Origin of the sequence: Achromobacter insuavis (genome assembly GCF_902859645.1) — a bacterium.
Classification (GTDB): Bacteria; Pseudomonadota; Gammaproteobacteria; order Burkholderiales; family Burkholderiaceae_B; genus Achromobacter; species Achromobacter insuavis.
In genome coordinates this window covers 1-14,778 of sequence record NZ_CADIJR010000110.1, presented here as the reverse complement: position 1 = coordinate 14,778, position 14,778 = coordinate 1, and the positions used below count along the sequence as shown (strand labels likewise).

14 protein-coding genes and 1 pseudogene are annotated in these 14,778 nt (G+C 68.1%); 13 read left to right on the top strand and 2 right to left on the bottom strand.

The features are described 5' to 3' along the window. Window positions 1-1,294: collagen-like triple helix repeat-containing protein (locus H0523_RS29580; protein WP_180180243.1), on the bottom strand; the 1,294-nt coding region annotated here is incomplete at its 3' end. A 346-nt stretch (window positions 1,295-1,640) separates the two neighbouring features. After that, window positions 1,641-3,350: a ShlB/FhaC/HecB family hemolysin secretion/activation protein gene (locus H0523_RS29575; RefSeq protein ID WP_054431930.1), complete on the bottom strand. Its 1,710-nt coding sequence runs from the start codon at window positions 3,348-3,350 to the stop codon at window positions 1,641-1,643. Window positions 3,351-3,844: 494 nt separating this feature from the next. On the opposite strand from H0523_RS29575, the gene H0523_RS29570 reads away from it, so the two are divergent. From H0523_RS29570 to H0523_RS29510, 13 genes and pseudogenes are all read left to right on the top strand, one after another. Further along, window positions 3,845-4,675 (top strand): MHYT domain-containing protein, encoded by an 831-nt coding sequence (locus H0523_RS29570; protein WP_054431929.1) that lies wholly within the window; start codon window positions 3,845-3,847, stop codon window positions 4,673-4,675. A gap of 145 nt (window positions 4,676-4,820) precedes the next feature. Beyond that, on the top strand, window positions 4,821-4,997 hold the full coding sequence (locus tag H0523_RS29565; RefSeq protein WP_006390266.1) for a Flp family type IVb pilin: 177 nt from the start codon (window positions 4,821-4,823) through the stop codon (window positions 4,995-4,997). Between the two features lie 233 nt (window positions 4,998-5,230). Then, window positions 5,231-5,737, top strand: a complete 507-nt coding sequence (locus H0523_RS29560) for an A24 family peptidase (RefSeq protein ID WP_050813078.1) — start codon at window positions 5,231-5,233, stop codon at window positions 5,735-5,737. Further along, window positions 5,704-6,144 (top strand): TadE/TadG family type IV pilus assembly protein, encoded by a 441-nt coding sequence (locus H0523_RS29555; RefSeq protein ID WP_054431928.1) that lies wholly within the window; start codon window positions 5,704-5,706, stop codon window positions 6,142-6,144. The genes H0523_RS29560 and H0523_RS29555 overlap by 34 nt, the downstream gene beginning before the upstream one ends. A gap of 1 nt (window position 6,145) precedes the next feature. Further along, window positions 6,146-6,637, top strand: coding sequence for a TadE/TadG family type IV pilus assembly protein (locus H0523_RS29550; RefSeq protein WP_054431927.1), 492 nt, complete (start codon window positions 6,146-6,148; stop codon window positions 6,635-6,637). Beyond that, the gene (cpaB, locus tag H0523_RS29545; RefSeq protein ID WP_054431926.1) at window positions 6,634-7,593 is read left to right on the top strand and encodes a Flp pilus assembly protein CpaB; all 960 of its coding nucleotides are present in this window, start codon (window positions 6,634-6,636) and stop codon (window positions 7,591-7,593) included. Before H0523_RS29550 ends, cpaB begins: the two co-directional genes overlap by 4 nt. A gap of 67 nt (window positions 7,594-7,660) precedes the next feature. Next, the gene (locus H0523_RS29540; RefSeq protein ID WP_156350122.1) at window positions 7,661-9,043 is read left to right on the top strand and encodes a type II and III secretion system protein family protein; all 1,383 of its coding nucleotides are present in this window, start codon (window positions 7,661-7,663) and stop codon (window positions 9,041-9,043) included. Continuing rightward, complete coding sequence (locus tag H0523_RS29535; RefSeq protein WP_054431925.1) at window positions 9,040-10,380, top strand: MinD/ParA family protein; 1,341 nt, start codon at window positions 9,040-9,042, stop codon at window positions 10,378-10,380. The genes H0523_RS29540 and H0523_RS29535 overlap by 4 nt, the downstream gene beginning before the upstream one ends. Before the next feature lie 21 nt (window positions 10,381-10,401). Beyond that, a complete protein-coding gene (locus tag H0523_RS29530) occupies window positions 10,402-11,757 on the top strand; it encodes a TadA family conjugal transfer-associated ATPase (RefSeq protein ID WP_180180242.1) in 1,356 nt (451 codons plus the stop codon). Continuing rightward, on the top strand, window positions 11,757-12,686 hold the full coding sequence (locus H0523_RS29525; RefSeq protein ID WP_054431923.1) for a type II secretion system F family protein: 930 nt from the start codon (window positions 11,757-11,759) through the stop codon (window positions 12,684-12,686). Before H0523_RS29530 ends, H0523_RS29525 begins: the two co-directional genes overlap by 1 nt. An 11-nt stretch (window positions 12,687-12,697) precedes the next feature. After that, complete coding sequence (locus H0523_RS29520; protein ID WP_054431922.1) at window positions 12,698-13,696, top strand: type II secretion system F family protein; 999 nt, start codon at window positions 12,698-12,700, stop codon at window positions 13,694-13,696. An 11-nt stretch (window positions 13,697-13,707) separates the two neighbouring features. After that, entirely contained in the window at window positions 13,708-14,580 is an 873-nt protein-coding gene (locus H0523_RS29515; protein WP_082380278.1) for a hypothetical protein, read from the top strand. 14 nt (window positions 14,581-14,594) lie between these two features. Continuing rightward, a pseudogene (locus H0523_RS29510) lies at window positions 14,595-14,778 on the top strand (DUF3613 domain-containing protein); the annotation flags it as partial.

Below are 14,778 nucleotides of genomic sequence, written 5' to 3'. Positions count from 1 at the left end.
CGCCGTTGGTCGCGCCGCCCGTGGCGCCGCCCAGATTGCCCGTCACGCCGCCCAGCAGGCCGGTCACCGGGGCCAGCAGGCCGCCGTTGCCGCCGGCCGCGCCGCCGGTCACGCCGCCCAGGATCCCGGTGATCGGGCTGAGCAGGCCGCCGTTGTTGCCGCCGACCGCGCCGCCCAGGCCCAGGCCGCTGGTCAGGGAGGCGACCGCGCCGGTGGCATTGGCCAGCGTGTTGCCGAGCGGGTTGGTGTTGCCCGGCGTGGCATTCAACAGGCCGCCGGCGCTGCTGACCGCGCCGCCCAGGCCTTGCAGCACGCCGTTCAGGCCAGCCACGTTGCCGCCAGGCAGTTGGTTGCCCAGGTTGCTGACCGTGCCGCCCAGCGTGTTGAGCAGGCCGGCGACCGGCGCGCCCAGCTTGGTGGTGGCGCCGACTTGTTGCGTCAGGCCGACCACCGTGCCCGCCAGGGGGCTGGCCGTCGGGTCGAGCGCCTTGCCGATGCCGCCCAGGGTCGGCTGCAGGCCGAGCGGCAGCACGTTGTCGACGGTCTTGCCGACATTACCCAGCGCGGGTTCGAGCAGCGGCTTGGACGGTCCGCCCAGCACGCCGCCGGTAACGCCGCCGACCAATTGGTTGACGGGGTTCAACAGCCCGCCGGGGCCGGACAGGCCCGCGGTCAGGGCGCCCACCGCGTTGGTGGCATTGCCCAGCACCGTGGTCAACGGTTGCGGATTCTTGGGATCGGCATTGAGCAGGCCGCCGGTGCTGGCGACCGTCTTGCCCAGGCCTTCCACCAGGCCACCGACGCCGGCGCTCAGGCCGCCGGGCAGGCCGGTGCCCTTGACCGTGGTGCCCAGGCCTTCGACCAGGCCGCCCACTTGCTTGACGGTGCCGTCGACGGGCTTTCCCAGGCCAGTGGTGGCGCCGACCTGCTGCGTCAGGCCGACGACCGTGTCGGCGACCGGCTTGATGGTGGGATCGAGCGCCTGGCCGACACCGCCCAGGGTGGTGCCCAGATTCAGGGGCAGGGTATTGTCGACCGCCTTGCCGGTATTACCCAGCGTGGTCTGCAGCAAACCGGTGGTGACCGGGTTGTTGGGGTTATTCGGTTCGTTCGGACCGCCAGGGCCGCCAGGGCCGCCGGGGTTGCTCGGATTATCGGTGCCAGGCAGGCTGGCGGAACTGTTGTGACCACCACCACCGCCGCCGCATGCGGCCAGCGCGCTCATCAGAGCGGCCGCCATAACGGTGGAGGTCAGAATACGTTGTACGCGCTGCGTGTCAATCTTGGCATTCATGGCGAGCTCCTGTGGGGGAAGTGTCAGGCGTCGAAACTGCCCGATACATCCCTACATGCATAAACCGTGCCAATATTTTTCAAACGCAGTTCCGGTTTGCGTTCAGGCCATTTTTAGATAATTGAAAATCCTTTTAAATCAATGACTTGAATTTAAAACAGAGGGTTTGTACCAATATTTGGAATCCCCCATTTTTACGATCACGCGCCACCTGCGAATGTTACGTCCGGGCCCGATTGGGCCGTTACGTTACGGGCCGCGTTACGTAACGTGGTGTATGGAACAGGCAAAAAAAAGCGCCTGTCGAAACAGGCGCGGGTGTTGCGAGGCGGCTGCCCGCGGCGCGCTAGAACGCGTCGTAATACAACGAGTAATTGGCGTTGAAGCGCACGTCGCGGCCATTGTTTATGGTGGCCGAACCGATCGGCTTGGCCACGTTGAAATCAAACAGGTAGTACTTGTCATCGGTAAAGCGCAGCCCCAGCGCCACTGACGACAGGTGCCGCTGGTTCAACTGCTGCAGGCTGGAATTGTTGTACCAGGTGCGGGCGTAGTCGATCAGCGCATAAGGCTGCACGTTCGAAAGGTACTGCCAGCCGATACCGAAGCGGCGATTAACTTCGGCGGAAACACCCACGCCCTTGTCGCCGCTCTGTTCGCCTTGCGGATAACCCATCGCATACCGCCAGCTGCCGTACGACACCTGTTCCGACGAGGGCAGGATATTGCTGGAGTACTGCGCGGCGCCGGACAGGGTCAGGCCGAATTGCGCCGGCAGCGCGAAGGTCTGCTTGGCGTTGAGGTTGTAGCGGGTGAAGTCCAGGTCGAGGATCGGCACGGCCGAATAGCCGTAGTTGGTGTTGATCTCCTTCTTGGCCCCGGCGCCGGTGAAGCCCCGGGCCACCGCCAGCGTCACATCGGTGGTCTTGGACTCGGATACCTGGATATAGCGCATCTCGAGGTTGGCGGCGCGCACCTGGGCGTCCTGCTGCAGCCAGCGATCGGAGTTCTTGGCGTCGTAGCGATCCTTCGAGTTGGCCGCGTAGACCCCCAGCGTGCCCGTCAGCGAACGGGTGTTGTTCAGCAGGAAGGGATAGCTGACGCCGATGCCGATGCGGTCGTTCTTGACCCGGCGATTGAAGCCCAGGTATTCGATCGCCTCGTCCTTGGGACGGGCGTCGTAGTGGTAGCCATCGACCTTGACCGCCAGGCCGTCATTGCCCAGCGGCACGCGGACCTCGCCCGAGATGTATTTGACGTCATCGGTGTTGAACGGCACCGAGGCCGTCAGCTTGACCTGTTCGCCCAGCGGCGTGAGGCTGTTGGTGGCGAAGTTCACCAGCGGTTGCATGCCCGTGCCCAGGTCCGCCACTCCGCCAGTCAGGCTGACCGGCTGGCGCGTGGCCGCCAGCACCAGTTCGGTGGCGCCGTCGGCGCGGCGCGGCAGATCCAGCGACGGGGTGAACTTCACGCCCGGCACCGTGCGCATCAGGTTCAGCACCCGTTCCAGCGTGGCCTGTTTCAGCGGTTTCTCCGCCTTCAGCGGCTCGGCCAGCGATTCCAGGCGGTCCTGGGCATTGCCGAGATCGCCCTCGATGCGCACCGTGCCGATATAGCCTTCGACCACGGTCACCACCACCAGCCCGTTGGCGAAAGTCTGGTTCTGCACCAGCGCGAACGACAGCGGATAGCCGCGGTCGCGGTACAGCTGGGTGATCTTGTCGACCTGCTGCACCAGCTCGCCCAGGCTGATTTCCTTGCCGGACAGCGGCGCCAGCAGGGCGGAGACTTCCTCGAACGGCATTTCGTGCACGCCCGTGACGTCGAAATGCTGGGGCACGATGCGCTGCGCCAGCCGGGCCTGCAGAGCCAGTTGTTCGGGAGTGGGGGCCTGCACCACCGGCGGCGGCTGGGTGGCGCCGGGCGGCCGTTCGATCTGCGGCAGCGCGTCCACCGGGTTGCCGCGCAACGGGCCGTCGGCATGTGCCGTGCCGACGGCGGCCAGGGTGCAGATAAGGGCGAGGGAAAGCGGACTTGCGGGAAGCGTGCGTCTCATGCCTGGTTGTCTCTCTTTTGCCGCTGGCGCCGTTTAAACAGGGGCATCCATATTAAGGGTCTGAATAAAGGCTTAACTATATGGGGCCGCTATATAAGTAAACCGGTGGCGCGCCGCTCAGGCGGTATGTTGCCAGCGCGCCGAGGCAATGACAAATTATTTCATTGTGACTGGCCGGAAACGTGGATATAACAATAGAGCGACATACAAGGCAATCTTTCCTCGGCCGAATTCAGGGTTTACCGGTACATTGAAAAATGACCCTGGCTAATTTCCGAGTATTCGTTACAAGTAAGCTGTCGCACTGTTGCGAATACTGGTATAAACCCTGGTGTGTATTAATTGTTAATAGATAAGACTATATAAACGTATCAAAACACATCGGGTTTACCGGCTCTCGGGAGTCCACAGATGGACCAGGATGACCGCAACAAATTCGTCGCAAGTCGGCTCGCCGCAAGCGCCTGCCGACCGCCGGCTCACAGGGGCCGCGCATGAACCCGGGCGATATCGTTCCCCTTTCCTTCAACAGCGGCCTGGTGGCGCTGTCGTTCCTGATCGCGGCGCTCGGCTCCTACGTGGCGCTGCTGGCCGCGGTGGGTATCCGCGCCGAAATGCAGGACGGCGAGATCCGCATCGGTTACATCATCATCGGCGCCCTGGCGATGGGCGGCGTCGGCATCTGGAGCATGCACTTCATCGGCATGCAGGCACAGGACTTGCCGTTCGCAGTGGGTTACCAGATCGGTTTGACCGTGCTCAGTTTCCTGGTGGCGGCTGGTTTTTCCGGCTGGGCCTTCTGGTATGTGGGCCGCGACCGCTTCACATTTATGCGCTGCGTGGTGGGCGGCCTGGCCGCGGGCCTCGGCGTGGCGGCGATGCATTATGTGGGTATCAGCGCCATGCGCATGCCCGCGGTATTTATCTGGAATCTGCCGATGGTTGTTTTGTCGGTATTCATAGCGGTAATCGCGGCGTCAGCCGCATTGTGGCTGGCTTTCAATACGCAGAATGAGTTCCAGCGCGTCGCGGCGGCCATTTTGATGGCGATCGCCGTGTGCGGCATGCATTACACGGGGGCGGCGGCCGGCATGGTGGTTTGCACCGCCCCGCGCGATTTTTCCAGCATGCAGATCGGCGGGGTGATGCTGCCGTACATCGCGTTCGCGCTGTCGTTCGTCATGCTGCTGGTGATGCGCTGGCATTTGCAGCGGGCTTCACGCCGTTTCCGCGCGCGCCTGGCGCAACGCATCGACTCGATCATTGAATCGGCCCCCGTGGTCGATCCGGGCAGGGCGCCCGGCTCGACGCTGGGACCGGGTTGAGGGCCCGTCGGCAGCGACGGGCCTGGCGGTACCCCGGGGACGCGAAGGTGTGGAACACGCCAGCGCGCCGGCAACACCGGGCTTAGGGGGCCACGCCGTCCCTGCGGCATGGCTCGATTATCAAGCGAGACCTGAGGAGCTCGACATGAAAGCGAAACTTGCGCAGTTCTGGAACGATGAAGAAGGCATTACCGCCCTGGAATACGGGCTGATCGCGGGCACCATCGCGGTGGCGCTGGTAGCGGCCCTGGCGACGTTCACGGGCGCGCTGAGCGGCCTGTTCACGTCGCTGCAGGCCAAGCTCGCCAACGCGTCCAAGTGAGGCCGAAGGTCCCGGCCGCCCGGATGGGCCTGGCTTTGGCCAGGCGGCGCCGGACGGTCGGGCCTGCCGCCCCACCGGGTGTGGAGCTGATGTTGACAACACTTCCCGCGCAGCGATTTCGGGCGGTTGCGGATTGACGGCGTTGCGCGCATCGGCTCCTGCGTACTGCGCGCCCATGTTTTGCCAGATTGAACCCGAAACCGTCAGAAGGTCCTGCCTTGTATCCAGGGGAAGTGCTGTGGTGGCTGTTGTTCGCATGCTGGAATCTGGTGTTGATATACACCGATCTGCGCTATCGCCGCGTACCCAACACGCTTATCGTCGCGGGGTTCGCGGGACAGGCGCTGTGGCTGCTCGCGGCGTGGCTCGCGCCAGCCTGGGGCTATCCACCGCGCTGGGCCGGCTGGCCCATGGCATTGGCCGGATTCGCGCTGGCCTTGCCGTTCTTCCCGCTCTGGCTCAAGCGCCTGATGGGCGCGGGCGACGTCAAGGCGATCGCCGTGCTGGGGCTGCTGACGGGCTTCGCGCCGCTCGTGATGACGCTGGTGGCCGCGAGCCTGCTGGCCGGGCTGCACGCCTTGCTCTACCTGTTTCTTTCCCGAAGCTGGGCCTTGCCGCTTCGGGCTCGCCAGATCCCGTACGGAACCTACCTGGGCGCGGCCGCGCTCAGCGTGGTGTTTATTCCCTTGAATTCGGACTGGTATTCGTGGTGTTTTTCCTGGTGTTCTACGCGATCCTGACGTACGCCCTGGTGTTCACCGCGCAGCATTCGGTCACCCTGGCGGCGCAGGACGGCGCCCGCAAGGTCCTGCAATGGCAGCCGGGCGCCGCCTCGCTGACCGTGCGCGCCAACGCCGGGCGCGACAGGGCGCTGGACCGCGCAGGCTGGATCACCACCATGTCGTCGGCCGCCGTGGCGGTGGCGGTGTGCGGCGCCAGCGGCACGCTCAGCAGCACCGCCGGCGGCGCCTGCAGCGGCCAGCCGCTGAGCGCGGACCAGATCGAGGTGACGGTCAGCTACCCCTACGGCGCCAACCCGCTGATCCCGAATTTCCCGTTCCTGGCGCAGGCGCTGATGCCGCCCTCGAGCGTGCTGTCGGCCCGCGCCACGGTCCACCTGGGCAACGGCCTGGATGGGAGCAACTGACATGAACGCGCGTCGCGCCCCCGGCCATCCCCGCGGTCGCAAGCCCGGCCAGCGAGGCATCGCCGCGCTCGAGTTCTCGCTGATGGTGACGATGCTGCTGATGTTCGTCTGCGCCGTCGTCGGCTACGGCGTGCTGTTCTGGATGCAGCAGCAACTGGCTTCGGCCGCCTCGGAAGGCGCGCGCGCGGCGGTCTATGCGCGCTTCGCCGGCCAGGCCGACGTGCCCGGCGCCGCCTGCACCGCGGCGATGAGCGTGTTCGGCACCGGGTCGGCGGTGGCCTGCGCGACCACCAGCGCGCCGTGCGCCTGGAGCGGTTCGGGCGGCCAGACGGCCCAGTGCAGCACGGTCGCCATGACATTCAACGTGCAGGCCTGGCCGGTGCTGTCGACCTTCCAGGCATTCATCGCCATGTTGCCCGGGACGGACAAGAACTGGATACCGACCCGGCTGTCGTCGAAAGCCATCGTGCAAATCTCCCAAGGGACACCATGAGCAGTCTGAGCAAAATCATCGCGGGTGTGTTGCTGGCGGCGGGCCTGGTGCTGGCGTTCGTGGCGTGGAAGCTGGCCTCGGAACCGTCGGCCCCGGCGCCGACGCCGGTCGGTCCGGTGGCGACGACGCCGACCGCGCCGGCCGAGGCGCCGGTCAAGCGCTATCCGGTGGTGGTAGCGGCGGCGCCGATCCCGGCCGGCACGCGCATCGACAGCGACAAGATGCTCAAGGTGGACCAATGGCAGGTGGCGCTGTCGGGCGGCTACAGCTCGCCGACGCCGTTGCAGGGCGCCTATGTGCGCGTGGACGTCGCGGCCGGCGATCCGCTGCTGCCCAGCATGCTGGCGCAGGGACTGGCGCGCCAGCTCAAGCCCGGCGAGCGCGCGTTGGCGATCGCGGTCGATGAGGTGGTGGGCGGCGGTAACCGCATCGCGCCGGGAGACCTGGTGGACGTGTTCTTCTTGCTGGAGAAGGGCGTCGAGATCCAGGGCGGACAGGCCCGCTTGCTGCAATCGCAGGTGCGCGTGCTGGCGTATGGCGCGGCTTCGCTGGACGGCCCCGAGGAAAAGTCCACGCTGCCCGGTCCGCCGGGACAGCCGGCCCGGACCGCCGTGCTGGCCGTGCCGGTCGACCAGGTCAACGAGCTGGTGCTGGCCAGCCGCTCGGGCCGCCTGCAACTGGCCCTGCGCCCGGTCGGCGACGATAGCAAGCCCGATACGCAGCTGTTCGCCCAGCGCAGCGCCGTGCTGCCGGCGCGCGCCGACCTGACCCCCGAACAGCGCGAGCAATTGCTGAGCGGCCCGAACCGCGCCTATGCCGGCGACAGCCTGGCGCAACTGGATGCCCCGACGCCGGCGGCCAAGCCGGCCCCGGCCCGCGCCGCTGGCGGCGGTGGCGGGGGCGGCCGCAGCGTCGAAATCCTGCGAGGAGACAAAGCCGAGCGCGTGCGCTATTGAAACGTGGCTGCGCGTGGCCTGGTGCCGCCCGCGGCTGGACCTTACCCGTCAAAACAGATCCAGCACAATGAAGAGATTCCAGCGCACCACCCTGATCTGCGTCCTGTCGGCCGCAGCCGCAATGACCTACGGCGTGGCCGGCATGGCGCAGAACGCCATCCAGTCCGACCCGGGCGCCGGCGCGCCCGCCCGCGACATCGCGGTCGCCGTGAAGGGCCAGCAGACGCTCATGCTGGACGGCGCGCCCGCCCGCATCGCCATCGGTGACCCCGAGGTGGCCGACGTCAAGGTGCTGGCGGCCTCCGGCAAGCGGCAGGCCTCGCTGCTGCTGTACGGCAAGAAGCCGGGCACCACGCAATTGCAGATCTGGACCGGCAACAACGCGGCGCCGCAACTGTGGACGGTGCGGGTGGCGGGCAACGTGCAGCAGGTGATGGCCGGACGCGGCATGACCGGCGGCGCCAACGTCGACGTGGCCGGCGACCGCGCGGTGGTGTCGGGCCAGGCCGACTCGCCCCTGTCGCACCAGGCCTCGGTGGCCGCGGCAGGCGCGGTGGTGGGCGACAAGAACGTGGTGGATGTCTCGACCGCCGGCACCGGCGGCGTGGTGCAGGTCGAGGTCAAGGTGGTCGAGGTGTCGCGCTCGGTCATGAAGCAGGCCGGCATCAGCTTCGCCGGCCGCTCGGGCCCCTGGGGCGGTACCAACTCGATCACGCCCGACGGTTTCCCGGCGCCGCTGGGCTTCAGCAAGAGCGCGGCCCTAGCCTCGGGCTTCTCGCTGTTCTACGACTCCAACGATTTCAGCGCGCGCCTGCGCCTGCTGCAGAACAACGGCATGGCGCGGGTGCTGGCCGAGCCGACGCTGGTGGCCCTGACCGGGCAGAGCGCCAGCTTCCTGGCCGGCGGCGAACTGCCGATCCCGGAAGCCGGCGGCCTGGGGACGACCACGGTGACGTTCAAGCCGTTCGGCATCGGCCTGACGGTGACGCCGACCGTGCTGTCGCGCGAGCGCATCGCGCTGAAGGTGGCGCCCGAGGCCAGCGAACTGGACTACAGCAACGCCATCGCGGTGTCCAGCGGCACCAACACCACCACGCTGATCCCCGCCCTGCGCACGCGCCGCGCCGACACCACGGTCGAGCTGGGCGACGGCGAGAGCTTCGTCGTCAGCGGGCTGGTGTCGCGCCAGACCAAGGCGCTGGTCAACAAAGTGCCGATGCTGGGCGACCTGCCCATCATCGGTTCGTTTTTCCGTAGTGTCGATTACACCCAGGAGGATACCGAGCTGGTGATCGTGGTGACGCCGCGCCTGGTGCGGCCCATTGCACGCGGCGTGACCTTGCCGCTGCCGGGGGCCAAGCAGGAGGCGGCGGACACCGCGTTCAACGCTTGGGGCTATTACCTGATGGGTCCCGCAGGTGGGCAGCAAATGCCGGGTTTTTCACGGTGAGCGATATGAAGACACATGCCAGGGAGTGGGTTGGCTTGCAGAACAGCAACCGGTTTTTATTTTGTTCCAAGGGTGACGGCGTGGCCGCGCAGCTCGGGCAGGCGCTCGGCGACATGGGCATGCTGACCCAGGAAGTTCCGGGTGTCGAGGAACTGGGGCGGCGCCTGGCCGAAATCGAGCCGCAGGTGGTGTTCCTGGATTTCACCCTGAGCGAGGACGAGCCTGGCAAGCTGTTCAAGTCGGCCGAGCTGGCGCGCCTGCTGGCGCGCATCGCGCCGGCGATTCCGCGCGTCGCCGTCGGGCTGCTGAGCCAGCCGGAAGGCGCCATCGCCGCATTGCGCGCCGGCGTCAGCGATTTCGTCGACCCGACCGTGGCGCCGCAGGAAGTCAAGGACGTGGTGCAGCGGCTGCTGGACCTGCCGGCGGGCGGCGGCCGCATGGATGGCTCGCGCCGCAGCGTGCTGCTGCTGGGCGCGCGGCCGGGCGTGGGCACCAGCACGCTGGCCGTGCACCTGGCCGGCATGGTGCAGGACCGTCTCAAGCAGCAGCATGGCTCGCGCGCCGCGACCGCGGGCGCCAAGGGCGCCAAGCCGGCCGCCGACAACGGCAGCCAGCTGCCCCTGGGCAGCCGGGTGGCGCTGATGGACCTGGGCTGGCCGGTGGGCGATTGCCAGCTGTACCTGAACATCGGCGGCGATTTCGATTTCGCCGAGGCGGCGCGCAATCTGCGGCGGCTGGACTCGACCCTGCTCAGTTCGGCCATGTCGCACACCGCCAACGGCCTGAGCGTGCTGGCGCTGCCGCGCGACCTGGGCCAGATGCGCGATGTCTCGCAATCCGATTCGCTGCTGGTGTTCGAACGCATGCGCCAGCACTTCGGCGTGGTGGTGGCCGATTCCGGCGGCTTCTCCAATCCCGAATTCGTGGCGGGCCTGGCGCGCGCCTCGGAACAGAACTGGATCGTCACCGACCAGAGCGTGGGCGCGCTGGTGTCGCTGGCCGGCCTGCTGCAGGAGCTGGAGCAGCTGCACGTGGACCGCCGCAGCCTGGGACTGGTCGTCAACCGCTACGACGAGCGCTACGGCATGACGGCGCAGCAGATCGCCGAGCGCTTCCAGCTGGAGCTGATCGGCACGCTGCCGGACCGCACGCTGGCGCTGATGGTGTGCACCAACCAGGGCCACCTGCTGCACGAGGAGGCCGAGCGCGACGTCTACGTGCGCGCGGTGCTGGCGTTGGCCGAGAAGCTGAGCGCGGAAGAGAACACCCCGGGCGGCCGGGCGAGCTGGCTGGCCACCTGGCTGCCCGGCGTGCACCGCCGCATGGTGGTCGAGTAACGGACGGCGGCGGAACCCCACATGATCATGACAGCGACCATAGAATTCGGCGGCGATGGCGATAAGGGATTCGCCTCGTCCAATCGTTTCCAGGAAGTGAAGACGGCGGCCTACGAGCACCTGCTTTCCCGCATCGAGGAACTGGGCGCGGAGTTCGGTCGCTGGGCGCGTTCGGCGATCCAGGAGTTCGTCGACATCGAGGTGGCCAGTTTCGTGCGTTTGCGGCGGGTGCCGATCAACGAAGGCGAGATGCGCCAGATCGCCGAGGCCCTGACCAAGGAACTGGCCGGCCTGGGGCCGCTGGAAGACCTGCTGGCCGACCCCGCGGTCGAGGACATCCTGATCAACGGCTACGACAACGTGTTCGTGTCGCGCCGCGGCGTGCTGGCGCGGGAGACGCTGCGCTTCACCGACAACCAGCACGTGCTGCGCATCGTGCGCCGCATCCTGGCGCCGATCGGCCGCCGGCTGGACGAGTCCAGCCCGATGGTCGATGCGCGGCTGCCCGACGGCGGCCGCCTGAACGTGGTGATCGAACCGCTGGCCGTGGACGGCCCGATGGTCTCGATCCGGAAATTCCGCCAGGACCCGCTCAAGCCGGCCGACCTGCTGACGCTGGGCACCTTCGACGAGGAGATCTACCGGCTGCTGCACGAGGCGGTGAAGAACCGCTGCAACATCCTGGTGTCCAGCGGCACCAGCTCGGGCAAGACCTCGCTGCTGAACGCGCTGGCCTTCTTCATCTCCGACACCGAGCGCGTGGTGACGGTGGAAGACACCGCCGAACTGTCGCTCAACCACCCGCACGTGGTGCGGCTGGAGTCGCGCCAGGGCGGCTTCGACGGCAGCGGCGCCGTCAGCATCCGCGAACTGATCCGCAACAGCCTGCGCATGCGCCCGGACCGCGTGGTGGTGGGCGAAGTGCGCGGCGCCGAGGTCATGGACATGCTGCAGGCCATGAACACCGGCCACGAAGGCTCGATGGCCACGATCCACGCCAACTCGCCGCGCGAGTGCCTGTACCGGATCGAGATGCTGGCGGGTTTCGCCGGCTTCCAGGGCAGTGAAGACAGCCTGCGGCGCCAGATCGCCAGCGCGCTCGACTTCATCGTGCAGATCGGCCGCCTGTCCAACGGCAAGCGGCGCGTGCTGTCGGTGACCGAGGTCACCGGCATGGGCGACAACGTGATCTCGACCCAGGAGCTGTACCGGCACGAAACCTTCGCCACGCCCGAGGGCGAGGAAAAGGACCGCTGGAACTGGCTCGGCATCCATCCGCACACCCCCAAGCTGGCCAAGATGCGCAACGAGCAGCGGCCGGCCGACAATGCGCCGCCCGAGTCCGACGGCGGCGGCTTCTGGAGCAGGAGGCGCTGATGCTGCAAGCCGGGGTGTTCGCGGGTCTGGCGCTGGTGCTGGCCTTGGCGGCGGTGCTGCTGTGGCGTCACGCCAACAGCGGCCAGCGGCGCGCCGCCAGTTCCGCTTTCCTCGAAGATCAGCTGCGGCGCGGCCGCGGCGCGCCGGTCAGCGGCAAGATGCCGTTCGCTCACGGCGCCCGCGCCTTGCGCAGCGGTTTCTCGCGCTGGGACATGCTGCTGCTGCAGGGCGGCGTGCGCCAGAGCCCGGGCTTCTACGCCAAGCTGATCCTGCCCATCGTGGCGGGCGCGCTGCTGGCCTGGGCCTTCCTGGGCTGGCTGTCGGCCCTGGTGGCGCTGGTGCTGCTGACCGTGTTCGCCTATTTCCTGCTGTGGCTGCGCGCCGACCGGCGCCAGCGCCGCCGGGTGTCGCAACTGCCGGCGTTCCTGGACAACATCGTGCGCCTGGTCACCATCGGCAACAGCATGGCGTCGGCCTTCCAGACCGCCGCGGCCACCACCGACGAGCCGCTGCGCGAGGTGGTCGAGACCGCCGCCGCCCTGAGCCGCTCGGCCAAGGAACTGGACGCGGCGCTGGTGCAGGTCTCGCGCCAGTACGACATGAAGGAACTCTACATGGTGGCGGCGGTGGTGTCGGTGGCCCTGCGTTTCGGCGGCCGCAGCGACCAGGTGCTCGAACGCATGGCCGCGTTCATGCGCGACATCGGCCAGGCGCGTGCCGAACTGTCGGCCAGCTCGGCGGAAATCCGCCTGTCGGCCTGGATCCTGGCGCTGCTGCCGCTGGGCATTGCCGGCTTCATCATGGTGGCCAACAACGACCTGTTCATGGGCCTGTGGGTGGACCCGCTGGGCTTCAAGATGCTGATGACGGCGGTCGGCCTGCAACTGGGCGGCTCCTACATCCTGTATCGCATGGCCAAGGCCATCTGAGGACGACGCGGATGCAAGCGATCGAATCCTGGAATGTCTCGACGGTGTTGGCGGTGGCGCTGATGCTGGTGGCGGCCGCCATGCTGATCCTGGGCCTGAGCATGACGCGGCGCCTGCGCGGGCAGGACCGCAGCCGGCAGGTGGTGGAGCAGGCGCTGGCGACGCGCGAGGGCCGCGTCAAGGCCGCCGCCGCGCCCGCCGCCGAGGGCGCGCAGGGCAGGCTGGCCGCGGCCACGCGCGCGGCCGACTCGTTCGGCAAGCGCCTGAGCGAAGGCCGCTTCGCCGAAGCGCTGCTGGCGGGCGAGGACCGCAAGCTGGTGGACATGGCGGGCTACGAAAACCCGGCCACGGCGCGGCTGCGCTTCATCGTCGCGCGCTTCGCGCTGGCGCTGCTGCTGCCGGCGGCGGCCGTGGCGCTGGACCTGGGGCGCAACGTCGGCGGCTCGTCGCTGGGCCTGTTCGTGGCGGCCTTCTTCGGCTTCGCCATTGGCTACATGTTGCCCAAGTGGTTTGTGCGCCGGCGCCTGTCGCGCCGCCGCAAGCAGGCCGCCAACGAACTGCCGCTGCTGATCGACCTGCTGCGGCTGCTGCAGGGCGTGGGCCTGTCTATCGACCAGAGCCTGCAGGTGCTGACCAAGGAATTCGACCAGGTGCTGCCGGTGCTGGCGTACGAGCTGCGGCTGGCGTCCGAACTGTATGTGCGCGGCCGCACCCGCGAGCAGTCGCTGGCGCGGCTGGCGGCGGGCTTCGACAACGACGACCTGTCCGCCATCTGCCGCCTGATCGCCCAGGTCGATCAGCACGGCGGCGCGGTGCAGGAACCGCTGAACCGGTTCGGCGAGCGCCTGCGCGAGAAGCGGCGCCTGGAATTGAAGGAAAAAGTGGGCAAGACCACCGTGAAGATGACGGCGGTGATGATCGTGACCCTGCTGCCGGCGCTGTTGATCGTGACCGGCGGGGCGGGGTTTGTGGCGGTATTGCGCGGTTTGTCGCGCATGGGGGGGATGTAATGGCGGGCGGTATGGAAAGCGCGCGGCGCGCATGGCGTTGGACCCTGGTGGCGGCGGCGGTTGCCGGCGCCGGGACGTTGGCGGGTTGCCAGAGCAACAACGCCGAGACCGCCTGGCAGTTGATCCAGCAACAACAGCAGGAACAGGCGCTGGCGCGCCAGCGCGAGGACGAGGCGGAGAACCGCCGCAAGCCGGCCGAGCCGGAGATGATGCTGTCGATGATCGCCGAGTCGCAGCGCCAGGAACGCTATTTCGCTTCGCTGGCCTATATCGAGGCGTTTCAGCAGAAGTTCGGCAACGATCAACGCATTGCGGTGCTGCGCGCCGAGGCGCTGCGCCAGACCGGCCAGACGGCCTCGAGCGAACAGGCCTACCGCGCCCTGATCGGCACCGCGCAGGCGGCCGACGGCTGGCACGGGCTGGGTCTGATCGCCGGTTCGCGCGGCCAGTTCGAACAGGCCGCCGATGATTTCGCGCGCGCCGCCAAGCTGGCGCCGATGGATCCGCGCATCCTGGGCGACCTGGGCTACGCGCGGCTGCGGGCCGGCGATCCGGCCGGCGCCCGCGTGCCGCTGGGCCAGGCCGCCGAGCTGGCGCCCGAGAGCGGCAAGGTGCTGGCCAACCTGGCCTTGCTGCTGCTGGTCGAGGGCGAGCCGGTGCGGGCCCAGAACGTGATGGACCGCGCCAAGCTCGGCGACGAGGCGCGCGGCCAGGTCCTGCGCCTGGCCTCCGAAATCCGCAGCCAGACCGCCGCGCCGCGCGGCGTGGCGCCGGCCGCCGCGGCCGACACCCCGGCGACCCGGGTGTCTCGCGGCGAAGGCATCGTCATGCCGGTCATGAGCCCGCTCATGGACCGGCTGGGCAACGGCCCGATCATGCGCTAACCAGGAATCCCAACATGTCTCGAACCGTACGCTTTGTTCCGTTCTCCCTGGCGCTGCTGGTGGCGGCGGCCATGCCCTGGACCAGCCAGGCGCAATCGAACGCGCCGCTGACCGGCGGCGCCATGGATGGCGGCGTGGCCCAGGCCTCGCCGGTGGCGCCGGTGGCCCCGGCGGCCGCGCCCGCGGCGCAGATGCCGG

Coding starts and splice junctions, on each gene's coding strand:
- H0523_RS29575 (WP_054431930.1), bottom strand. CDS start 3,350: ATGAGACGCACGCTTCCCGCAAGTCCGCTTTCCCTCGCCCTTATCTGC.
- cpaB (WP_054431926.1), top strand. CDS start 6,634: ATGAGCAGTCTGAGCAAAATCATCGCGGGTGTGTTGCTGGCGGCGGGC.
- H0523_RS29565 (WP_006390266.1), top strand. CDS start 4,821: ATGAAAGCGAAACTTGCGCAGTTCTGGAACGATGAAGAAGGCATTACC.
- H0523_RS29515 (WP_082380278.1), top strand. CDS start 13,708: ATGGAAAGCGCGCGGCGCGCATGGCGTTGGACCCTGGTGGCGGCGGCG.
- H0523_RS29520 (WP_054431922.1), top strand. CDS start 12,698: ATGCAAGCGATCGAATCCTGGAATGTCTCGACGGTGTTGGCGGTGGCG.
- H0523_RS29530 (WP_180180242.1), top strand. CDS start 10,402: ATGATCATGACAGCGACCATAGAATTCGGCGGCGATGGCGATAAGGGA.
- H0523_RS29540 (WP_156350122.1), top strand. CDS start 7,661: ATGAAGAGATTCCAGCGCACCACCCTGATCTGCGTCCTGTCGGCCGCA.
- H0523_RS29550 (WP_054431927.1), top strand. CDS start 6,146: ATGAACGCGCGTCGCGCCCCCGGCCATCCCCGCGGTCGCAAGCCCGGC.
- H0523_RS29525 (WP_054431923.1), top strand. CDS start 11,757: ATGCTGCAAGCCGGGGTGTTCGCGGGTCTGGCGCTGGTGCTGGCCTTG.
- H0523_RS29570 (WP_054431929.1), top strand. CDS start 3,845: ATGAACCCGGGCGATATCGTTCCCCTTTCCTTCAACAGCGGCCTGGTG.